The organism is Pseudomonas sp. HD6515, assembly GCF_024971855.1.
GTDB classification, from domain to species: domain Bacteria; phylum Pseudomonadota; class Gammaproteobacteria; order Pseudomonadales; family Pseudomonadaceae; genus Aquipseudomonas; species Aquipseudomonas alloputida.
In genome coordinates, this window is record NZ_CP079827.1 from 30741 (window position 1) to 44968 (window position 14228).

General features: G+C 61.9%; 16 protein-coding genes. 8 read left to right on the top strand and 8 right to left on the bottom strand.

Translation table 11 applies throughout. The features are described from left to right. The first annotated feature begins 40 nt into the window (after positions 1-40). The 3 genes from KW568_RS00145 (at position 41) to aroE (ending at position 2471) form a co-directional block, all read left to right on the top strand. Positions 41-274 (top strand): hypothetical protein, encoded by a 234-nt coding sequence (locus KW568_RS00145; RefSeq protein ID WP_004574917.1) that lies wholly within the window; start codon positions 41-43, stop codon positions 272-274. A 435-nt stretch (positions 275-709) separates the two neighbouring features. After that, positions 710-1621, top strand: coding sequence for an oxygen-dependent coproporphyrinogen oxidase (gene hemF / locus KW568_RS00150; RefSeq protein ID WP_003253100.1), 912 nt, complete (start codon positions 710-712; stop codon positions 1619-1621). A 25-nt stretch (positions 1622-1646) separates the two neighbouring features. Then, positions 1647-2471 carry a shikimate dehydrogenase gene (aroE, locus tag KW568_RS00155; protein ID WP_004574916.1) on the top strand — a complete coding sequence of 275 codons (825 nt, stop codon included), beginning with the start codon at positions 1647-1649 and terminating at the stop codon, positions 2469-2471. Positions 2472-2599: 128 nt separating this feature from the next. Here aroE and KW568_RS00160 read toward each other — a convergent pair whose 3' ends face one another. The 3 genes from KW568_RS00160 to betC all read right to left on the bottom strand — a co-directional run bounded on the left by KW568_RS00160 (position 2600) and on the right by betC (position 6749). Further along, positions 2600-4165, bottom strand: coding sequence for a SulP family inorganic anion transporter (locus tag KW568_RS00160; RefSeq protein ID WP_004574915.1), 1566 nt, complete (start codon positions 4163-4165; stop codon positions 2600-2602). A 128-nt stretch (positions 4166-4293) separates the two neighbouring features. Then, positions 4294-5217, bottom strand: coding sequence for a choline ABC transporter substrate-binding protein (choX, locus tag KW568_RS00165; protein ID WP_003253093.1), 924 nt, complete (start codon positions 5215-5217; stop codon positions 4294-4296). Between the two features lie 14 nt (positions 5218-5231). Beyond that, entirely contained in the window at positions 5232-6749 is a 1518-nt protein-coding gene (betC, locus tag KW568_RS00170; protein ID WP_004574914.1) for a choline-sulfatase, read from the bottom strand. A gap of 108 nt (positions 6750-6857) precedes the next feature. Between betC and KW568_RS00175 the strand changes: the two genes are divergently transcribed. Continuing rightward, positions 6858-7757: a choline sulfate utilization transcriptional regulator gene (locus KW568_RS00175; protein ID WP_003253089.1), complete on the top strand. Its 900-nt coding sequence runs from the start codon at positions 6858-6860 to the stop codon at positions 7755-7757. 121 nt (positions 7758-7878) lie between these two features. Here the strand turns inward: KW568_RS00175 and KW568_RS00180 are convergent, their stop codons facing one another. Continuing rightward, entirely contained in the window at positions 7879-8496 is a 618-nt protein-coding gene (locus KW568_RS00180) for an NAD(P)H-binding protein (protein WP_003253087.1), read from the bottom strand. A 52-nt stretch (positions 8497-8548) separates the two neighbouring features. Between KW568_RS00180 and KW568_RS00185 the strand changes: the two genes are divergently transcribed. Beyond that, complete coding sequence (locus tag KW568_RS00185; RefSeq protein ID WP_003253084.1) at positions 8549-8881, top strand: DOPA 4,5-dioxygenase family protein; 333 nt, start codon at positions 8549-8551, stop codon at positions 8879-8881. Positions 8882-9001: 120 nt separating this feature from the next. Here the strand turns inward: KW568_RS00185 and trpA are convergent, their stop codons facing one another. Continuing rightward, positions 9002-9811: a tryptophan synthase subunit alpha gene (gene trpA / locus KW568_RS00190; protein ID WP_004575269.1), complete on the bottom strand. Its 810-nt coding sequence runs from the start codon at positions 9809-9811 to the stop codon at positions 9002-9004. Beyond that, the gene (gene trpB, locus KW568_RS00195) at positions 9808-11025 is read right to left on the bottom strand and encodes a tryptophan synthase subunit beta (RefSeq protein WP_004575268.1); all 1218 of its coding nucleotides are present in this window, start codon (positions 11023-11025) and stop codon (positions 9808-9810) included. The genes trpA and trpB overlap by 4 nt, the downstream gene beginning before the upstream one ends. Positions 11026-11135: 110 nt before the next feature. On the opposite strand from trpB, the gene KW568_RS00200 reads away from it, so the two are divergent. Beyond that, positions 11136-12032: a LysR family transcriptional regulator gene (locus KW568_RS00200; protein ID WP_004575267.1), complete on the top strand. Its 897-nt coding sequence runs from the start codon at positions 11136-11138 to the stop codon at positions 12030-12032. On the opposite strand, the gene KW568_RS00205 is transcribed toward KW568_RS00200, so the two are convergent. Further along, positions 12029-12352: a YqjD family protein gene (locus KW568_RS00205; RefSeq protein WP_004575266.1), complete on the bottom strand. Its 324-nt coding sequence runs from the start codon at positions 12350-12352 to the stop codon at positions 12029-12031. The two genes, KW568_RS00200 and KW568_RS00205, sit on opposite strands and share 4 nt — an antisense overlap. Positions 12353-12502: 150 nt before the next feature. On the opposite strand from KW568_RS00205, the gene KW568_RS00210 reads away from it, so the two are divergent. Then, on the top strand, positions 12503-12718 hold the full coding sequence (locus KW568_RS00210) for a dodecin (protein WP_003253076.1): 216 nt from the start codon (positions 12503-12505) through the stop codon (positions 12716-12718). Between the two features lie 100 nt (positions 12719-12818). Continuing rightward, positions 12819-13040, top strand: coding sequence for a DUF1161 domain-containing protein (locus KW568_RS00215; RefSeq protein WP_003253075.1), 222 nt, complete (start codon positions 12819-12821; stop codon positions 13038-13040). 72 nt (positions 13041-13112) lie between these two features. Here the strand turns inward: KW568_RS00215 and KW568_RS00220 are convergent, their stop codons facing one another. Beyond that, complete coding sequence (locus KW568_RS00220; protein ID WP_003253072.1) at positions 13113-14117, bottom strand: LLM class flavin-dependent oxidoreductase; 1005 nt, start codon at positions 14115-14117, stop codon at positions 13113-13115. Positions 14118-14228: the final 111 nt, after the last annotated feature.

A 14228-nucleotide genomic window follows, 5' to 3' on the forward strand; every position in this document is an offset into this window, starting at 1 on the left:
GATCTTATTCGCAAGACAACTAATTAAGAGGGAGTTGAAAATGGATATTGAGTATACTATGACTATGATCCTAGAAAGCGGTGAACCTGAGAGGGTGTACCTACCGCAAGAACAATTGAAATACATTTTTGAGCATATGGAAATAGGCACCCATGTTTGGACAACGAATAGTTATTATCAAACTGGAAAACTTATTTACAAGGATTTTCGTGGGGAGCAAGCTCATCTGCTGATTTCAGTTCCCGACCAAGATTCAAAAAAATCATATTTCTAAATCAACGGCTGTTTTTGCATTGATCTGGAAGTTTGGAAAGGCTACATCTTCTTAACTTCCAGATTTTTTTGTTAGATGCAATGTTTTTCGATATATTCACGGCGTTAGAAACTTTAGGCTCTGTACTAAACGCCTTTACACTTAGTCATGCTGTGTTGAAAATAGCTTAGGAATACTCATTTACTCCAGTAAAACTCCGCTTCCTCGGCTGTTTTCGCCATGCCTGAGCGGCCTCTCAAGACGTTTCATACAGAGCTTGGGTCGTAATGATCGGATCGGTAAGCATGTACCCATAAGCAAAATGACATCATTTTGAGTTTAGTGTGCCTCAAGATAACTCAATGCCCTCTTTGCTTGACCATCGTCAACTACGACGCGGCGTCGGCCGGTGTTATGCTACGTGGCGAATTTTCCTCGCTCCTTCCTGGTGACCCGATGACTAGCCGCACCGAGGCCGTGAAAGCCTACCTGCTCGACCTGCAAGACCGCATCTGCTCTGCCCTCGAAACAGAAGACGGCGGTGCCCGCTTCGTCGAGGACGCCTGGGTGCGCGAAGCCGGTGGCGGGGGCCGCACGCGGGTTATCGGTGAGGGCAACGTGATCGAAAAAGGCGGGGTCAACTTCTCCCATGTGTTTGGTGCCGGCCTGCCGCCGTCGGCCAGTGCCCACCGCCCCGAGCTGGCAGGCCGTGGCTTCGAAGCCTTGGGCGTGTCGCTGGTGATACACCCGCACAACCCGCATGTGCCGACTTCCCACGCCAACGTTCGCTTCTTCATCGCCGAAAAGGAAGGTGAAGAGGCCGTATGGTGGTTCGGCGGCGGCTTTGACCTGACGCCATACTATGGCAACGAAGAAGACTGCGTTCACTGGCACCGAGTGGCCGAGCAGGCCTGCGCGCCGTTTGGCGCCGATGTGTACCCACGCTACAAGGCCTGGTGCGACCGCTACTTCCACCTCAAGCACCGTGGTGAGCCACGTGGTATCGGCGGCTTGTTCTTCGATGACCTGAACGAGTGGGACTTCGACACGTGCTTCGCCTTCATCCGCGCCATCGGCGATGCCTACATCAACGCCTACCTGCCGATCGTCCAGCGCCGCAAAGACACGCCTTACACCCCGCAACAGCGCGAGTTCCAGGAATACCGCCGCGGCCGCTACGTGGAGTTCAATCTGGTCTACGACCGTGGCACCCTGTTCGGCCTGCAATCCGGTGGCCGCACCGAGTCCATCCTCATGTCGCTGCCGCCTCAGGTGCGCTGGGGCTACGACTGGAAGGCTGCACCCGGCAGCGAAGAAGCGCGCCTGACCGAGTATTTCCTGCAGGACCGCGACTGGCTCGGCCAGTAAGCCTGTGGATAACCAAGGAGCCGTCATGGACCAGTACGTCGTTTTTGGTAACCCCATTGGCCACAGCAAGTCGCCGCTGATCCACCGCCTGTTCGCCGAGCAGACCGGTCAGGACCTGGAATATGCCACTTTGCTGGCGCCGTTGGACGAGTTCAGCGACTGCGCGCGCGGCTTCTTCAAGCAAGGCAATGGCGGCAATGTCACCGTGCCGTTCAAGGAAGAGGCCTACCGCCTGTGCGACAGCCTGACCCCGCGTGCCCGGCGCGCAGGCGCAGTGAACACGCTGAGCAAGCTGGCTGATGGCACCCTGCAGGGCGATAACACCGACGGCGCTGGCCTGGTGCGCGACCTGACGGTGAATGCCGGGGTCGAGCTGGCGGGCAAGCGCATTCTCATCCTCGGTGCCGGTGGCGCCGTGCGCGGCGTGCTGGAGCCTATTCTGGCGCACAAGCCGCAGTCGCTGGTGATTGCCAACCGTACCGTGGAAAAGGCCGAGCAGCTGGCGCGCGAGTTCGATGAACTGGGGCCGGTGGTGGCCAGCGGGTTTGCCTGGTTGCAGGAGCCTGTGGATGTAATCATCAACGCCACCTCGGCGAGCCTGGCCGGGGAGTTGCCGCCTATTGCCGACAGTCTGGTCGAGGCGGGTCGTACGGTTTGCTACGACATGATGTATGGCAAGGAGCCGACGCCGTTTTGCCAGTGGGCTACCAAGCTGGGGGCTGCCAAGGTATTGGATGGGCTGGGGATGCTGGCTGAGCAGGCGGCTGAGGCCTTCTTTATCTGGCGTGGCGTGAGGCCGGATACGGCGCCGGTGTTGGCTGAACTGCGCCGGCAACTCGCTCGGGGCTGAGATGGCCGGGGCCGCTTTGCGGCCCTATCGCGACGCAAGGCCGCTCCCACAAAGTAAGTCGTACGCCGCTCTCTGTGGGAGCGGCCTTGCGTCGCGATAGGGCTGCAAAGCAGCCCCAGGACCCAACCTCATTCCTCAAACCGGATCGGGCACAACTCCACCCCTTCCAGCTTCTGCAACTCCTCGATCACTTGGGGCCTGGCCCGGTGCAAGGTCAAACTCCCCCCCAATCGCCGCAACCTTCGTGCCTCACGGTGCAACATATCCACACCCGAGTAATCGATGAAATTCACCTGCCGGGCATCGATCACTACATGCGGCCCTTGGCAGCGCTGCAAGCGCACCTGCAGGTAATGCGCCGCACCAAAGAAAATCGACCCACCTACCCGCAAGACATCCGCGTCCCCTTCACGGCTTTGTTGGATCCGTGGTCGTGAGGTGCGCTTCAAATAGAAGAACAGCGAAGCCAGCACCCCGGCATAGATGGCCGTCTGCAGCTCCAGCAGCAATGTCGCTGCAGCCGTCAGCGCCATCACCAGAAACTCCGAGCGGCTGACCCGGAACAATGCACGGATCCCTCGGTGGTCCACCAACCCCCAGCAGATCAGCAAAATGCTGCCGGCCATGGCCGGTATCGGCAGGTGCGCGATCAGGCCGGCGCCGGTCACGGCGAACAACGCCACCCACAGCGCAGAAAACACCCCGGCCATCGGTGAGCGGGCGCCCGCCTCGTAGCTCAGGCCCGAGCGGGTGAAGGAGCCGGCAGACAGGTAACCAGAGAAAAATGCACCGGCAATGTTCGACAGGCCCTGTGCGCGTATTTCCTGGTCCGGGTCGATCAGCTGTTCTGAACGTGCCGATAGCGAGCGGGCAATCGACAGGCTGGTGACCAACCCCAGCATGCCTACCGCAACGGCGCTGGGCAGCAGACGCAACATAAGCTCCACGTCTAGCAAAGGCAGCGGGCTGAAAGGCGGGAGTTGCCCGGTGAACGCTGCCACCCGCGGCACATGGCCAAAGAAGCCCGGCAACAGCCAGGGCAGCAAGCTGACCAGAATCAGGCTTATCAACAGGCTCGGCCAGCGTGGGCGCCAAAGCTTGAAGGCCACGCCGATCACTACGGTGGCCAGGCCCAGCAGCAAGGACGGCAGGTCGACCTCGCCTGCGTGGCTGGCCAGGTCTTGCACGGTCTTCAGCGCTGTGGCCTGGCTGGGCAGTGCCATGCCCAGCAGGTTGGGTAGCTGGCCCAAGGCAATGACGATGGCGGCACCCAGCGTGAAGCCGAGCACAACGGAATGGGAGACGAAGTTGACCAGCGCGCCGAAGCGCAACAGCCCGAGCAGCAGCTGGAAAATGCCGCCAAGGAAGGTCAGCAGCAACACCAGCGTGATGTAGTCAGCGCTACCGGCCACGGCCAGCGGGCTGATGCTGGCGTAGAGCACGATGGAAATGGCGGCTGTCGGGCCGCAGATCAGGTGCCAGGAAGAGCCCCACAGGCAGGCGATCAGTACCGGCACGATGGCGGCGTAAAGCCCGTATTCGGCGGGCAGGCCGGCGATCAGGGCGTAGGCGATGGATTGCGGCAGGGCGAGGATGGCGCCGCTCAGGCCTACCAGCAGGTCCTGGCGCAGGCTGCGGCCCGATTGGCGGGGAAGCCAGCTGAGGAAGGGCAGCAGGTGGATGATGCGATGCATGAGATATTCACATTTCCGAAGGTCCACTGTCCCCTTGTAGGCGCGGGTTTACCTGCGAATACGGCGGTACATTCACTGCAGCATTCGCGGGTAAACCCGCTCCTACAAGGGGCGCGTCGTGTCTGAGATTACAGTTTGGCTTTGACGGCCTCCAGGGCATCACCATCGGCCTTGGTGGTAACCCCGGCCAACCACCCATCCAACCGTTCAGGGTGCGCTTTCACCCAGGCCTTGGCCGCTTCATCGAAGCTGATCTTCTTGTCCACAACCTCTGCCATGATGCTGTTTTCCATGTCCAGTGTGAACTTGAGGTTACCTAGCAGCTTCGCCGCATTCGGGCAGGCTTGTGGATAACCCTTGCGGGTCAGCGTGTATACCTCGCCCTTGCTGCCGAACCATTTTTCACCACCGGTCAGGTAATGCATTTTCAGTTTCACGTTCATCGGGTGCGGGGTCCAGCCAAGGAAGGTGATGAATTGCTGCTTCTTCACCGCCCGGTCGACCTGGGCCAGCATCGCCTGCTCGCTGGACTCCACCAGCTTCCACTGGCCGAGGTTGAATTCATTCTTGTCGATGATTGCCTTGAGCGATAGGTTGGCCGGGGCGCCGGAGCCGATTCCGTACAGCTTTTTGTCGAACTGCCCGGCGTGTTTTTGCAGGTCAGCGAAGTCCTTCACCCCGGCATTCCACACATAGTCGGGCACTGCGAGGGTGAACTCGGTTCCCTCCAGGTTGCGCGACAGCTGCTGCACGTCGCCGTTGGCGATGAACTTGTCATGGAAGCCTTGCTGCGCCGGCATCCAGTTGCCGAGGAAGGCGTCAACCTGGCCGTCCTTGAGGCCGCCGTAGATGATCGGTACGGCCAGGCTGTCGATCTTCACCTGGTAACCCAGGCTTTCCAGTAACAGGCGTGCCACGGCATTGGTCGAGGCAATATCACTCCAGCCGGGGTCGGCCATTTTCACGGTACTGCATTGCGCATCGCTGTCTGCGGCGTGGGCCGTGGTGGCGCTCAGGGCCAGGACGAACACGGCGGCGGAGAACTTGTGCATGGCGGCCTCTCTTCTCAATCCAGGGGGGCGGGCTGTGGATAACGTGCCTTGCGCTCGAGGTCATCGAGATCGATGTGGTTGCGCATGTACTGTTGGCTGGCGTCCACCAGTGGTTGGTGATCCCAGCTTTTCAGCTTGCCGATGGCCAGCGCTTCGGCCACCAGCCGGCGGCGGCGCTGGCTGGCCAGCACCTGCTGGCGCAGGCTGGGGATGTCCCAGCGCTGTTGTGCTTCATCGACAAATGCCTGCAGCAGCACCTGGTGGTCCGGGCTGCCGGTGAGGTTCTCCCGCTCGTGCGGGTCGCGGCTCAGGTCATAGAGTAGGCATGGGTCGTCTTCGCTGTACACGAACTTGTAGGGCCCGCGGCGGATCATCATCAGCGGGCCGACGGTGCCTTCGGCCATATACTCGCCGATCACCTCGTCGTGACCGCCCTGCCCTTGCAGGTGGCCCAGCAGTGAGCGGCCGTCCAGCTGCAGGTCTTTATCCACAGCGCCGCCAGCCAGTTCGACCAAGGTTGGCAACAGGTCGCAGGTCGACACCGAGGCAGTGACCCGGCCCGCTGCGAAGCGCTTCGGCGAATGGATCAGCAGCGGCACCCGCGCCGACATTTCGAACCAGTGCATTTTGTACCAGAGGCCACGCTCGCCAAGCATGTCGCCGTGGTCGCCGGAAAACACGATCAGTGTGTCATCGGCCAGGTTGCATTCCTCCAGGGTCTGCAGCAATTGGCCAATATTGTCATCGATATAGCTGCAAGCGCCGAAGTAGGCGCGGCGGGCGTCGCGGACCTTGTCCACAGGCAGCGGCTTGTTCCACAGGTCGTAGACTTTCAGCAGGCGCTGGGAGTGCGGGTCGAGTGCTGCCTGGCTGAACTCGGCACGGGGCATGGGGATATCCACACCTTCGTAGCGGTCCCAGTAGCGTTTGGCAATGGTGTAGGGGTCGTGCGGGTGCGTCATCGAAACGGTCAGGCAAAATGGCCGGCCATCGTTTTCGCGCACATGGTCGTACAGGTACTGGCGCGCCTTGAACACCACCTCCTCGTCGAAATCCAGCTGATTGGTGCGCACGCACGGACCGGCCTGCAGCACCGAGGACATGTTGTGGTACCAGCTTGGACGCACATCGGGTTCGTCCCAGTTCACCGCCCAACCGTAGTCGGCCGGGTAGATGTCGCTGGTCAGGCGTTCTTCGTAGCCGTGCAACTGGTCCGGGCCGCAGAAGTGCATCTTGCCCGACAGCGCGGTGCGGTAGCCCAGGCGACGCAGGTAATGGGCGTAGGTCGGCACATCGGCAGGGAAGTCGGCCGCGTTGTCGTAGGCGCCAATGCGGCTGGGCAACTGACCGCTGACCAGGGTGAAGCGTGATGGCGCGCACAGTGGGCTGTTGCAGTAGGCCGAGTCGAACACCACGGCTTGCTCGGCCAGGCGGCCGAGGTGCGGCATCTGGATGGGCGAAGGGCCGTAGATGGGTAGCAAGGGCGCGGCCATCTGGTCGGCCATGATGAACAGGATATTCGGACGCGTCATGGTGGCTCCCATCGTTGAGGGTTATGCGAACTGCTTGCCTACCAAGATGCGACTGTGGATAACATGGGTAAAGCCCATGGCGGGCAATGACTGGGATTAGCCAAGCTTATGTTTGACCACCTTGCCGGATTGTCGCTGGATACCCTGCGCGTATTCGAGGCTGCTGCACGCCTGCGTGGCTTTACCGCTGCGGCGCTGGAGTTGGGTACCACGCAGCCGGCAGTGAGCCAGCAGGTGAAGCGCTTGGAGGCACAGTTGGGCACGCGCCTGTTTGACCGCATTTACCGGGGCATCGAGCTGACCGAGGCTGGCCAGGTGCTGTTCGAACAGGTGCATCAGGGGCTGCAGACCATGGATGACGGTATTGCCCAGGCCAGCGGGCGCGGCCAGCGCGAAGTGCTGCAGGTCGCCACCGACTTTGCCTTTGCGGCGTTCTGGCTGATGCCAAGGCTGCAGCGCTTTCATCAGGCTTATCCACAGGTGGATGTGAGCCTGGTGACGGGTGAGCGCAGCCAGGGCATGTTGCGCCCGGACATCGATGTGGCGGTGCTGTTTGGCGATGGACGCTTTCACCAAGGAGAAAGCCGCTGGCTATTCGATGAGGAAGTGTTCCCGGTGTGCAGCCCCCATTTGATTCATGGCAAAGCCTTGTCAGCTGTGGCTTTGCAACGATTGCCGCTGCTGCATCTGAAGGGCGAGCAGGCCAGCCGCTGGTTTGACTGGGCGGGGGTATTTCGTGGGTTTGGTGTGGACAGCCCACCGCCGGCGGGGCAGTTGCGGTTTGATAACTATACCTTGCTGATTCAGGCAGCGATTGCCGGGCAAGGGGTGGCGATTGGCTGGGCTCACCTGGTGGATGGATTGGTGGAGCAAGGGTTGCTGTGTCGGCCGCTGGAGGGGAGTTTGCGCTCGGAACGCGGCTATTACGCAGTTTTGCCGCCGCGCAAGCGGCGTGGGGCGTTGATCGAGCGGTTCGTGGATTGGTTGGAGCAGGAGCGCAGCCTTTGAGATTTTGGGGCCGCTTTGCGGCCCATCGCGACACAAGGCCGCTCCCAAAAAGACACTGCGCACGCCGGCCCATGTGGGAGCGGCCTTGCGTCGCGATGGGCTGCGCAGCCGCCCCGGCAATCTAGACCACGAAGTTCAGATGCTCGCCCCGGTGCAAGTCCAGCTCCAGCATGTCCACCATCCCCGCTGCGATCCTGGCCAAGCGCCGCAACGGCTCAGCCAGCCCAGGCTCCAGCGTCCCTTCGGTATTGCGAAAATGCTCCATGCCCAACCCGGCCAGTTCCTGCGGTGCATTGATCAGCGTCCAGTGCAATGCACTGCGCTGCAACCCATCAACCACTTGGGCCACGCAATCCCGTTCCATCTCGCTGTACTTGCTCGGCTCATCCAGCACATCGAAATCGCCCACAAGCAGCAGCCGGCGTATAGTCGTATGCGCAAGCCCCGCCACCAGCGCCTCGCTCAAGCGTGCCTGCCCCGGCAGGTCACCCGGCGCCAGCGCTGGTAACAGGGCGATCACCGCCGAGCCGCCCGCTGCGCCCTGCTCCGCCTGGTGGGCATCACCCAGCCCCCCTATCTTGAAGTGCAGGCCCGGGCGCGGTGAATGGCGGTTGAGGTCGTCCACCACGGCGATGACTTCGTGCTGGCGCGACAGCAGCTCGACCATCAGGGCATTGCCCAGGCTGCTTTCAGGCCCGAACAGGACCAGTTTGAACACTGGGGTTTCGGCGTTTTTCACTGCATCACTCCCGTTGCAGGTGGTGATGGTTGGACCGCAATCAGGAGTTATCGTGCAGAGGATCAAGGGTTACCACGCCCACGTTTATTACGACGCAGCCACCATGGAGCAGGCCCGGGAACTGTGCGAGGAGGCGGCGCGGCTGTTCCCCGTGACCATGGGGCGCATGCACCAGAAACCGGTTGGGCCGCATCCGGACTGGAGTTGCCAGCTGGCGTTCGGGCCCGAAGTGGTGGGGGTGGTATTGCCTTGGTTGGCGCTGTACCGCAAGGGCCTGGTGGTATTCATGCATCCGGAAACCGGGGATGAACTGGCGGATCACCGGGATCATGCGATCTGGATGGGGGCCGTGCGGCCCTTGAATCTGTCGATTTTTGGGGGCTAGGCGGGGGTAGCCTGTGCTGGCCTCTTCGCGGGTGAACCCGCTCCTACAACGATATCGCAGAGCCAGAGGGTGGCGCTGGCCCCGTAGGAGCGGGTTTACTCGCGAAGCAGACGACGCGGTTTAGCGGCGTGCGCCACGCACCCCTTCAGCCAATGCCGAGCACAGGCTCAATACATCGGTCACCGCCTGATCGGCGCTTTGGGCTTGGGCGATCTTGTCGACCAGTGCCGAGCCCACCACCACGCCATCGGCCAGGCGGGCAATGTTCGCAGCCTGTTCCGGCGTGCGAATGCCGAAGCCAACGCTGATCGGCAGATCGGTATGCCGGCGCAGGCGGGCAATGGCTTCGGTCACATGCTCGGTGGTCGCCGAACCTGCACCGGTTACACCAGCCACCGACACGTAGTAGACGAACCCGGAGCTGCGCTCCAGCACGCGCGGCAGGCGCGCGTCGTCGGTGGTCGGGGTGGTCAGGCGGATGAAGTCGATGCCTGCAGCCTGGGCCGGGGTAGCCAGTTCGGCGTCGTGCTCTGGCGGAAGGTCGACGATGATCAGGCCATCGACGCCCGCGGCCTTGGCTTCAGCCACGAACGTGTCCACACCAAAGCGGTGGATAGGGTTGTAGTAGCCCATCAGCACGATCGGCGTGGTCTGGTTATCCACACGGAATTCGCGAACCATCTGCAGGGTCTTGGCCAAGGTCTGACCAGCCTCAAGGGCGCGCAGGGTGGCCAGCTGGATGGCCACGCCATCGGCCATCGGGTCGGTGAACGGCATGCCCAGCTCGATCACGTCGGCGCCAGCAGCCGGCAGGCCCTTGAGGATCTGCAACGAGGCGTCGTAGCCCGGGTCGCCAGCTGTGACGAAGGTGACCAGTGCCGAGCGGCCTTCGGCCTTCAGCTCGGCGAAGCATTGTTCAAGACGGCTCATGCGTGTTTCTCCTGGGCGGCCATGTGGTTCATGACGGTTTGCATGTCTTTGTCGCCGCGGCCCGACAGGCACACGACCATCAGGTGGTCCTTGGGCAGCTTCGGTGCGCGCTTGATCGCTTCGGCCAAGGCGTGGGAGCTTTCCAGGGCTGGAATGATGCCTTCCAGACGGCAGGTTGCGTGGAATGCATCCAATGCTTCGTCATCGGTGATGCTGACGTACTCGACGCGCTTCACCTCATGCAGATAGGCGTGCTCCGGGCCGATGCCCGGGTAGTCCAGGCCTGCGGAAATCGAGTGGGCATCGGTGATCTGGCCGTCTTGGTCCTGCAGCAGGTAGGTGCGGTTGCCGTGCAATACGCCCGGTACGCCGCCGTTCAGGCTGGCGGCATGCTTGTCGGTGTGTACGCCGTGGCCACCGGCTTCAACGCCGATGATCTGCACGCTCGGCTCTTCGAGGAATTCATGGAACAGGCCCATGGCATTGGAACCGCCGCCGACGCAGGCAACCAGGCTGTCTGGCAGACGGCCTTCCTTCTCTTGCAACTGGGCACGGGTCTCTTTGCCGATGATTGACTGGAAATCGCGGACCATGGCGGGGTACGGGTGTGGGCCAGCCACGGTGCCGATCAGGTAGAAGGTGTCTTCGACGTTGGTAACCCAGTCACGCAGGGCTTCGTTCATGGCGTCTTTCAGGGTGCCGGTGCCGGCGGTAACCGGCACGATCTCGGCGCCCAGCAGCTTCATGCGGAACACGTTCGCCTGCTGGCGCTCGATGTCGGTGGCGCCCATGTAGATCACGCAAGGCAGGCCGAAGCGCGCGGCGACTGTGGCGGTGGCGACACCGTGCATGCCGGCGCCGGTTTCGGCGATCAGGCGCTTTTTGCCCATGCGCTTGGCCAGCAGCACTTGGCCGATGCAGTTGTTCACCTTGTGCGCGCCGGTATGGTTGAGCTCTTCACGCTTGAAGAAAATCTTCGCCCCGCCGCAATGCTCGGTCAGGCGCTCGGCGAAGTACAGCGGGTTGGGGCGGCCGATGTAGTCGCGCTGAAAATAAGCCAGCTCTTCAAGGAACTTGGGGTCTGCCTTGGCCGCTTCGTATTCGCGGGCCAGGTCCAGCACCAGTGGCATCAGGGTTTCGGCCACGTAGCGGCCGCCGAACGAGCCGAACAGGCCATTGGCGTCGGGGCCGGGGCGGTATTGGGACTGGGTCATGGGGCGCTCCAAGGCGTAGTGAATGAGTGATGGGCTTTACTCTAACCACGGCAAGCTCGGCTGAAAACCGATAAGATTGCGTAAACTTGTCAGAAAAACTCACAGGTAAAATGGCCCACGACCTCCCTCCCCTCAATGCCCTGCGCGCCTTCGAGGCTACAGCCAGGCTCAACAGCGTCAGCCAGGCGGCGGAAGCGCTGCACGTGACCCACGGCGCTGTCAGCCGGCAGATCAAGGTGCTTGAGGAGCATCTGGGCGTAGCCCTGTTCGTCAAGGACGGGCGTGGCATCAAACTCACAGATGCCGGTGTGCGTCTGCGCGATGCCAGCGGTGAGGCCTTCGACCGGCTGCGCAGCGTGTGTTCCGAGCTCAGCCGTGATGTGAGCGAGGCGCCATTCGTGCTGGGCTGCTCGGGCAGCCTGCTGGCGCGGTGGTTTATCCCGCGGCTGGGGCGGTTGCAGGCGGATTTGCCTGAGCTGCGCTTGCACCTGTCGGCGGGTGAGGGCGACTTGGACCCGCGGCGGCCCGGGCTGGATGCGTTGCTGGTGTATGCCGAGCCACCGTGGCCGGCGGACATGCAGGTGCACGTGCTGGCCGAAGAATGCATCGGGCCGGTGCTCAGCCCACATTTCACAGGTTTCCAGCGCTTGCAGGGGGCGCCCGCCAAGGCATTGTTGGGCGAAGCCTTGCTGCACACCACTTCACGCCCGCAAGCGTGGCCTACCTGGGCGGTGCAACAGGGCCTGGACCCGACGGCCATTCACTATGGTCAGGCTTTCGAGCACCTGTATTACCTGCTGGAGGCTGCCGTGGCCGGATTGGGCGTGGCGATTGCACCGCAGCCACTGGTCGCCGATGACCTGCGGGCGGGCCGTTTGAGTGCGCCTTGGGGCTTCTCACCTACCCAGGCGGCGCTGGCATTGTGGGTGCCACGGCGCGCCGCAGACGGGCGCGCCGAGCAGTTGGCGCAGTGGTTACGGGCGGAACTTGCGCGGCAGAGCGCTTAGTTTCGCTTGCATATCAGGTAGGCCGCCAGCAGGCCCAGCGCACCAATGGCCACACCGGCGGTGGTGTAGGGGTGTTCCTGGGCGTAGTCCCGGGTGGCTTTGCCGGTCTGGCGGGTGCGCTGCTTCACTTCCTCGTACGCATCGCTGAGTAGGCTGCGCGAATGACGCAGTGCGCTTTCAGCGTTGCTGCGGATTGCCTTCACCGACTTCTGGGACTCTTCCGACGCATCATGCTTGAGGTGTTCCAAGCTTTTCAGAAGGCTCTCGATCTCCGCTTCCATGCTTTCCAGGGATGTTTTACGCAGCGAGTTGCGGTGCATGTTGACTCTCCTTTGCAGTATGGGCTGTAAGGATTGCGACCCTTGGGCTGCGTGAAAGTGCGATCGAACTTTCGCTGACAGTGACTGCTCGCAGGTAAACCAGGCCTGCGCTGCTAGGCTGAATCTCACTGTCAACCATGGAGAGCACTCATGACCGATCATCACACCTACAAGAAAATCGAACTGGTCGGGTCTTCGCCCACCAGTATCGAAGAGGCGATAAACAATGCTTTGGCCGAAGCCGGTAAAAGCATCAAGCACCTGGAATGGTTCGAAGTGGTCGATACCCGCGGCCATATCCGCGACAACAAAGCGGCGCATTTCCAGGTCACGCTGAAGGTCGGCTTCCGTATCGCCAATAGCTGAAACAACGTTGGGTTGTATGATCCCGGCGTGATGAGGTATTCAGAAAAGGGGCGCCTTGGTGGGGCCCCTTCTGATTTCATCTGCACAAGGAACGCGAGTGATGAACAAACTGATTCTGGCGCTGGGCCTGATGACCCTGGCCGGTGGTGCGCTGGCAGCGGGCAAACCGTGCGAGGAACTGAAGGCGGAAATTGCGGCCAAGCTGGATGCCAAGGGCGTCACTGGCTACAAGCTGGAGATCGTCAAGAAAGGCGACCCGGCGGGCAAGGTCATTGGTAGCTGTGAGGCCGGGACCAAGGAGATTGTTTACCGCCGCGGCTGATGCGTTTGCCCTTTCGCGGACTTGCCCGCTTCCACAGTCAACCTATGGGAGCGGGCGAGCCCGTGTCGAGGGTCACTCGGCCTTGAGGGCCTGCGCCATCAGCTCATATGACCGAATGCGGTCCGCATGCTCATACAGGTCACAGGTAAAGATCAGCTCATCCGCACCCGTCTGTTCCAGCAGCACTTCTACCTTGGCCTTTACCTTCTGCGGGCTGCCGATCATGGCCAGCCCCAGGAAGCTGGCCACCGTCTCCCGTTCATGGGGCAACCACAGCCCATCCATGCTTTCCACGGGTGGCTTCTGCATCAGGCTCTGTCCACGAATCAGCGCCAGGATGCGCTGGTAAACCGAGGTGGCCAGGTATTCGGCCTTCTCGTCGGTCTGCGCCACCACCATGGGGATGCCCAGCATCACATACGGCTTGTCCAGCGTGGTCGAGGGCCTGAAGTGGTTGCGGTACACGCGAATGGCCTCGTGCATGTAGCGTGGCGCGAAATGCGAGGCGAAGGCGTAGGGCATGCCGCGCATACCCGCCAGCTGGGCACTGAACAGGCTGGATCCCAGCAACCACATCGGCACGTCGGTGTCGTGCCCCGGCACGGCGATCACTTTTTGATCATCAGTGCGTGGCCCGAGGTAGCGCGAAAGCTCCTCGACATCGTCCGGGAAGTCATCTGGGCCGCCAGCGCGGTCGCGTCGCAGGGCATAGGCCGTCATCTGGTCCGAACCCGGCGCACGCCCCAGACCAAGGTCGATACGCCCCGGATACAGGCTGGCCAAGGTGCCGAACTGCTCGGCGATCACCAGTGGCGCATGGTTGGGCAGCATCACCCCGCCAGAGCCCACGCGAATACGTGAGGTGCCACCGGCCAGGTAGCCGATCAGCACCGACGTCGCCGAACTGGCGATGCCGTCCATGTTGTGGTGCTCGGCCACCCAGAAGCGGTTATAGCCAAAGCGCTCGACATGCTGCGCCAGGTCCAGCGAGTTGCGCAGCGATTGCGCGGGGCCAGCGTCGGCGCGTACGGGCACCAGGTCCAGGGTGGAAATCTTCAGGTCACGCAGCTGCGTCATGGGGCCTCCGCAAGAATGATTGGCCAGAGGCCTTTTTGATTCTGTATGGGCGCATTCGTTGGATTCAATGCCTGCAAGCATATTGCTCTGAACTTGCGGCAGGCGGCAGGC

Excerpts from the sequence above, each read along its gene's own strand:
- trpB (WP_004575268.1), bottom strand. The coding sequence starts at position 11,025 with ATGACCCAGTCCCAATACCGCCCCGGCCCCGACGCCAATGGCCTGTTC.
- KW568_RS00220 (WP_003253072.1), bottom strand. The coding sequence starts at position 14,117 with ATGACGCAGCTGCGTGACCTGAAGATTTCCACCCTGGACCTGGTGCCC.
- KW568_RS00215 (WP_003253075.1), top strand. The coding sequence starts at position 12,819 with ATGAACAAACTGATTCTGGCGCTGGGCCTGATGACCCTGGCCGGTGGT.
- aroE (WP_004574916.1), top strand. The coding sequence starts at position 1,647 with ATGGACCAGTACGTCGTTTTTGGTAACCCCATTGGCCACAGCAAGTCG.
- betC (WP_004574914.1), bottom strand. The coding sequence starts at position 6,749 with ATGACGCGTCCGAATATCCTGTTCATCATGGCCGACCAGATGGCCGCG.
- KW568_RS00175 (WP_003253089.1), top strand. The coding sequence starts at position 6,858 with ATGTTTGACCACCTTGCCGGATTGTCGCTGGATACCCTGCGCGTATTC.
- KW568_RS00200 (WP_004575267.1), top strand. The coding sequence starts at position 11,136 with ATGGCCCACGACCTCCCTCCCCTCAATGCCCTGCGCGCCTTCGAGGCT.
- KW568_RS00210 (WP_003253076.1), top strand. The coding sequence starts at position 12,503 with ATGACCGATCATCACACCTACAAGAAAATCGAACTGGTCGGGTCTTCG.
- trpA (WP_004575269.1), bottom strand. The coding sequence starts at position 9,811 with ATGAGCCGTCTTGAACAATGCTTCGCCGAGCTGAAGGCCGAAGGCCGC.
- KW568_RS00205 (WP_004575266.1), bottom strand. The coding sequence starts at position 12,352 with ATGCACCGCAACTCGCTGCGTAAAACATCCCTGGAAAGCATGGAAGCG.
- KW568_RS00160 (WP_004574915.1), bottom strand. The coding sequence starts at position 4,165 with ATGCATCGCATCATCCACCTGCTGCCCTTCCTCAGCTGGCTTCCCCGC.
- choX (WP_003253093.1), bottom strand. The coding sequence starts at position 5,217 with ATGCACAAGTTCTCCGCCGCCGTGTTCGTCCTGGCCCTGAGCGCCACC.
- hemF (WP_003253100.1), top strand. The coding sequence starts at position 710 with ATGACTAGCCGCACCGAGGCCGTGAAAGCCTACCTGCTCGACCTGCAA.
- KW568_RS00145 (WP_004574917.1), top strand. The coding sequence starts at position 41 with ATGGATATTGAGTATACTATGACTATGATCCTAGAAAGCGGTGAACCT.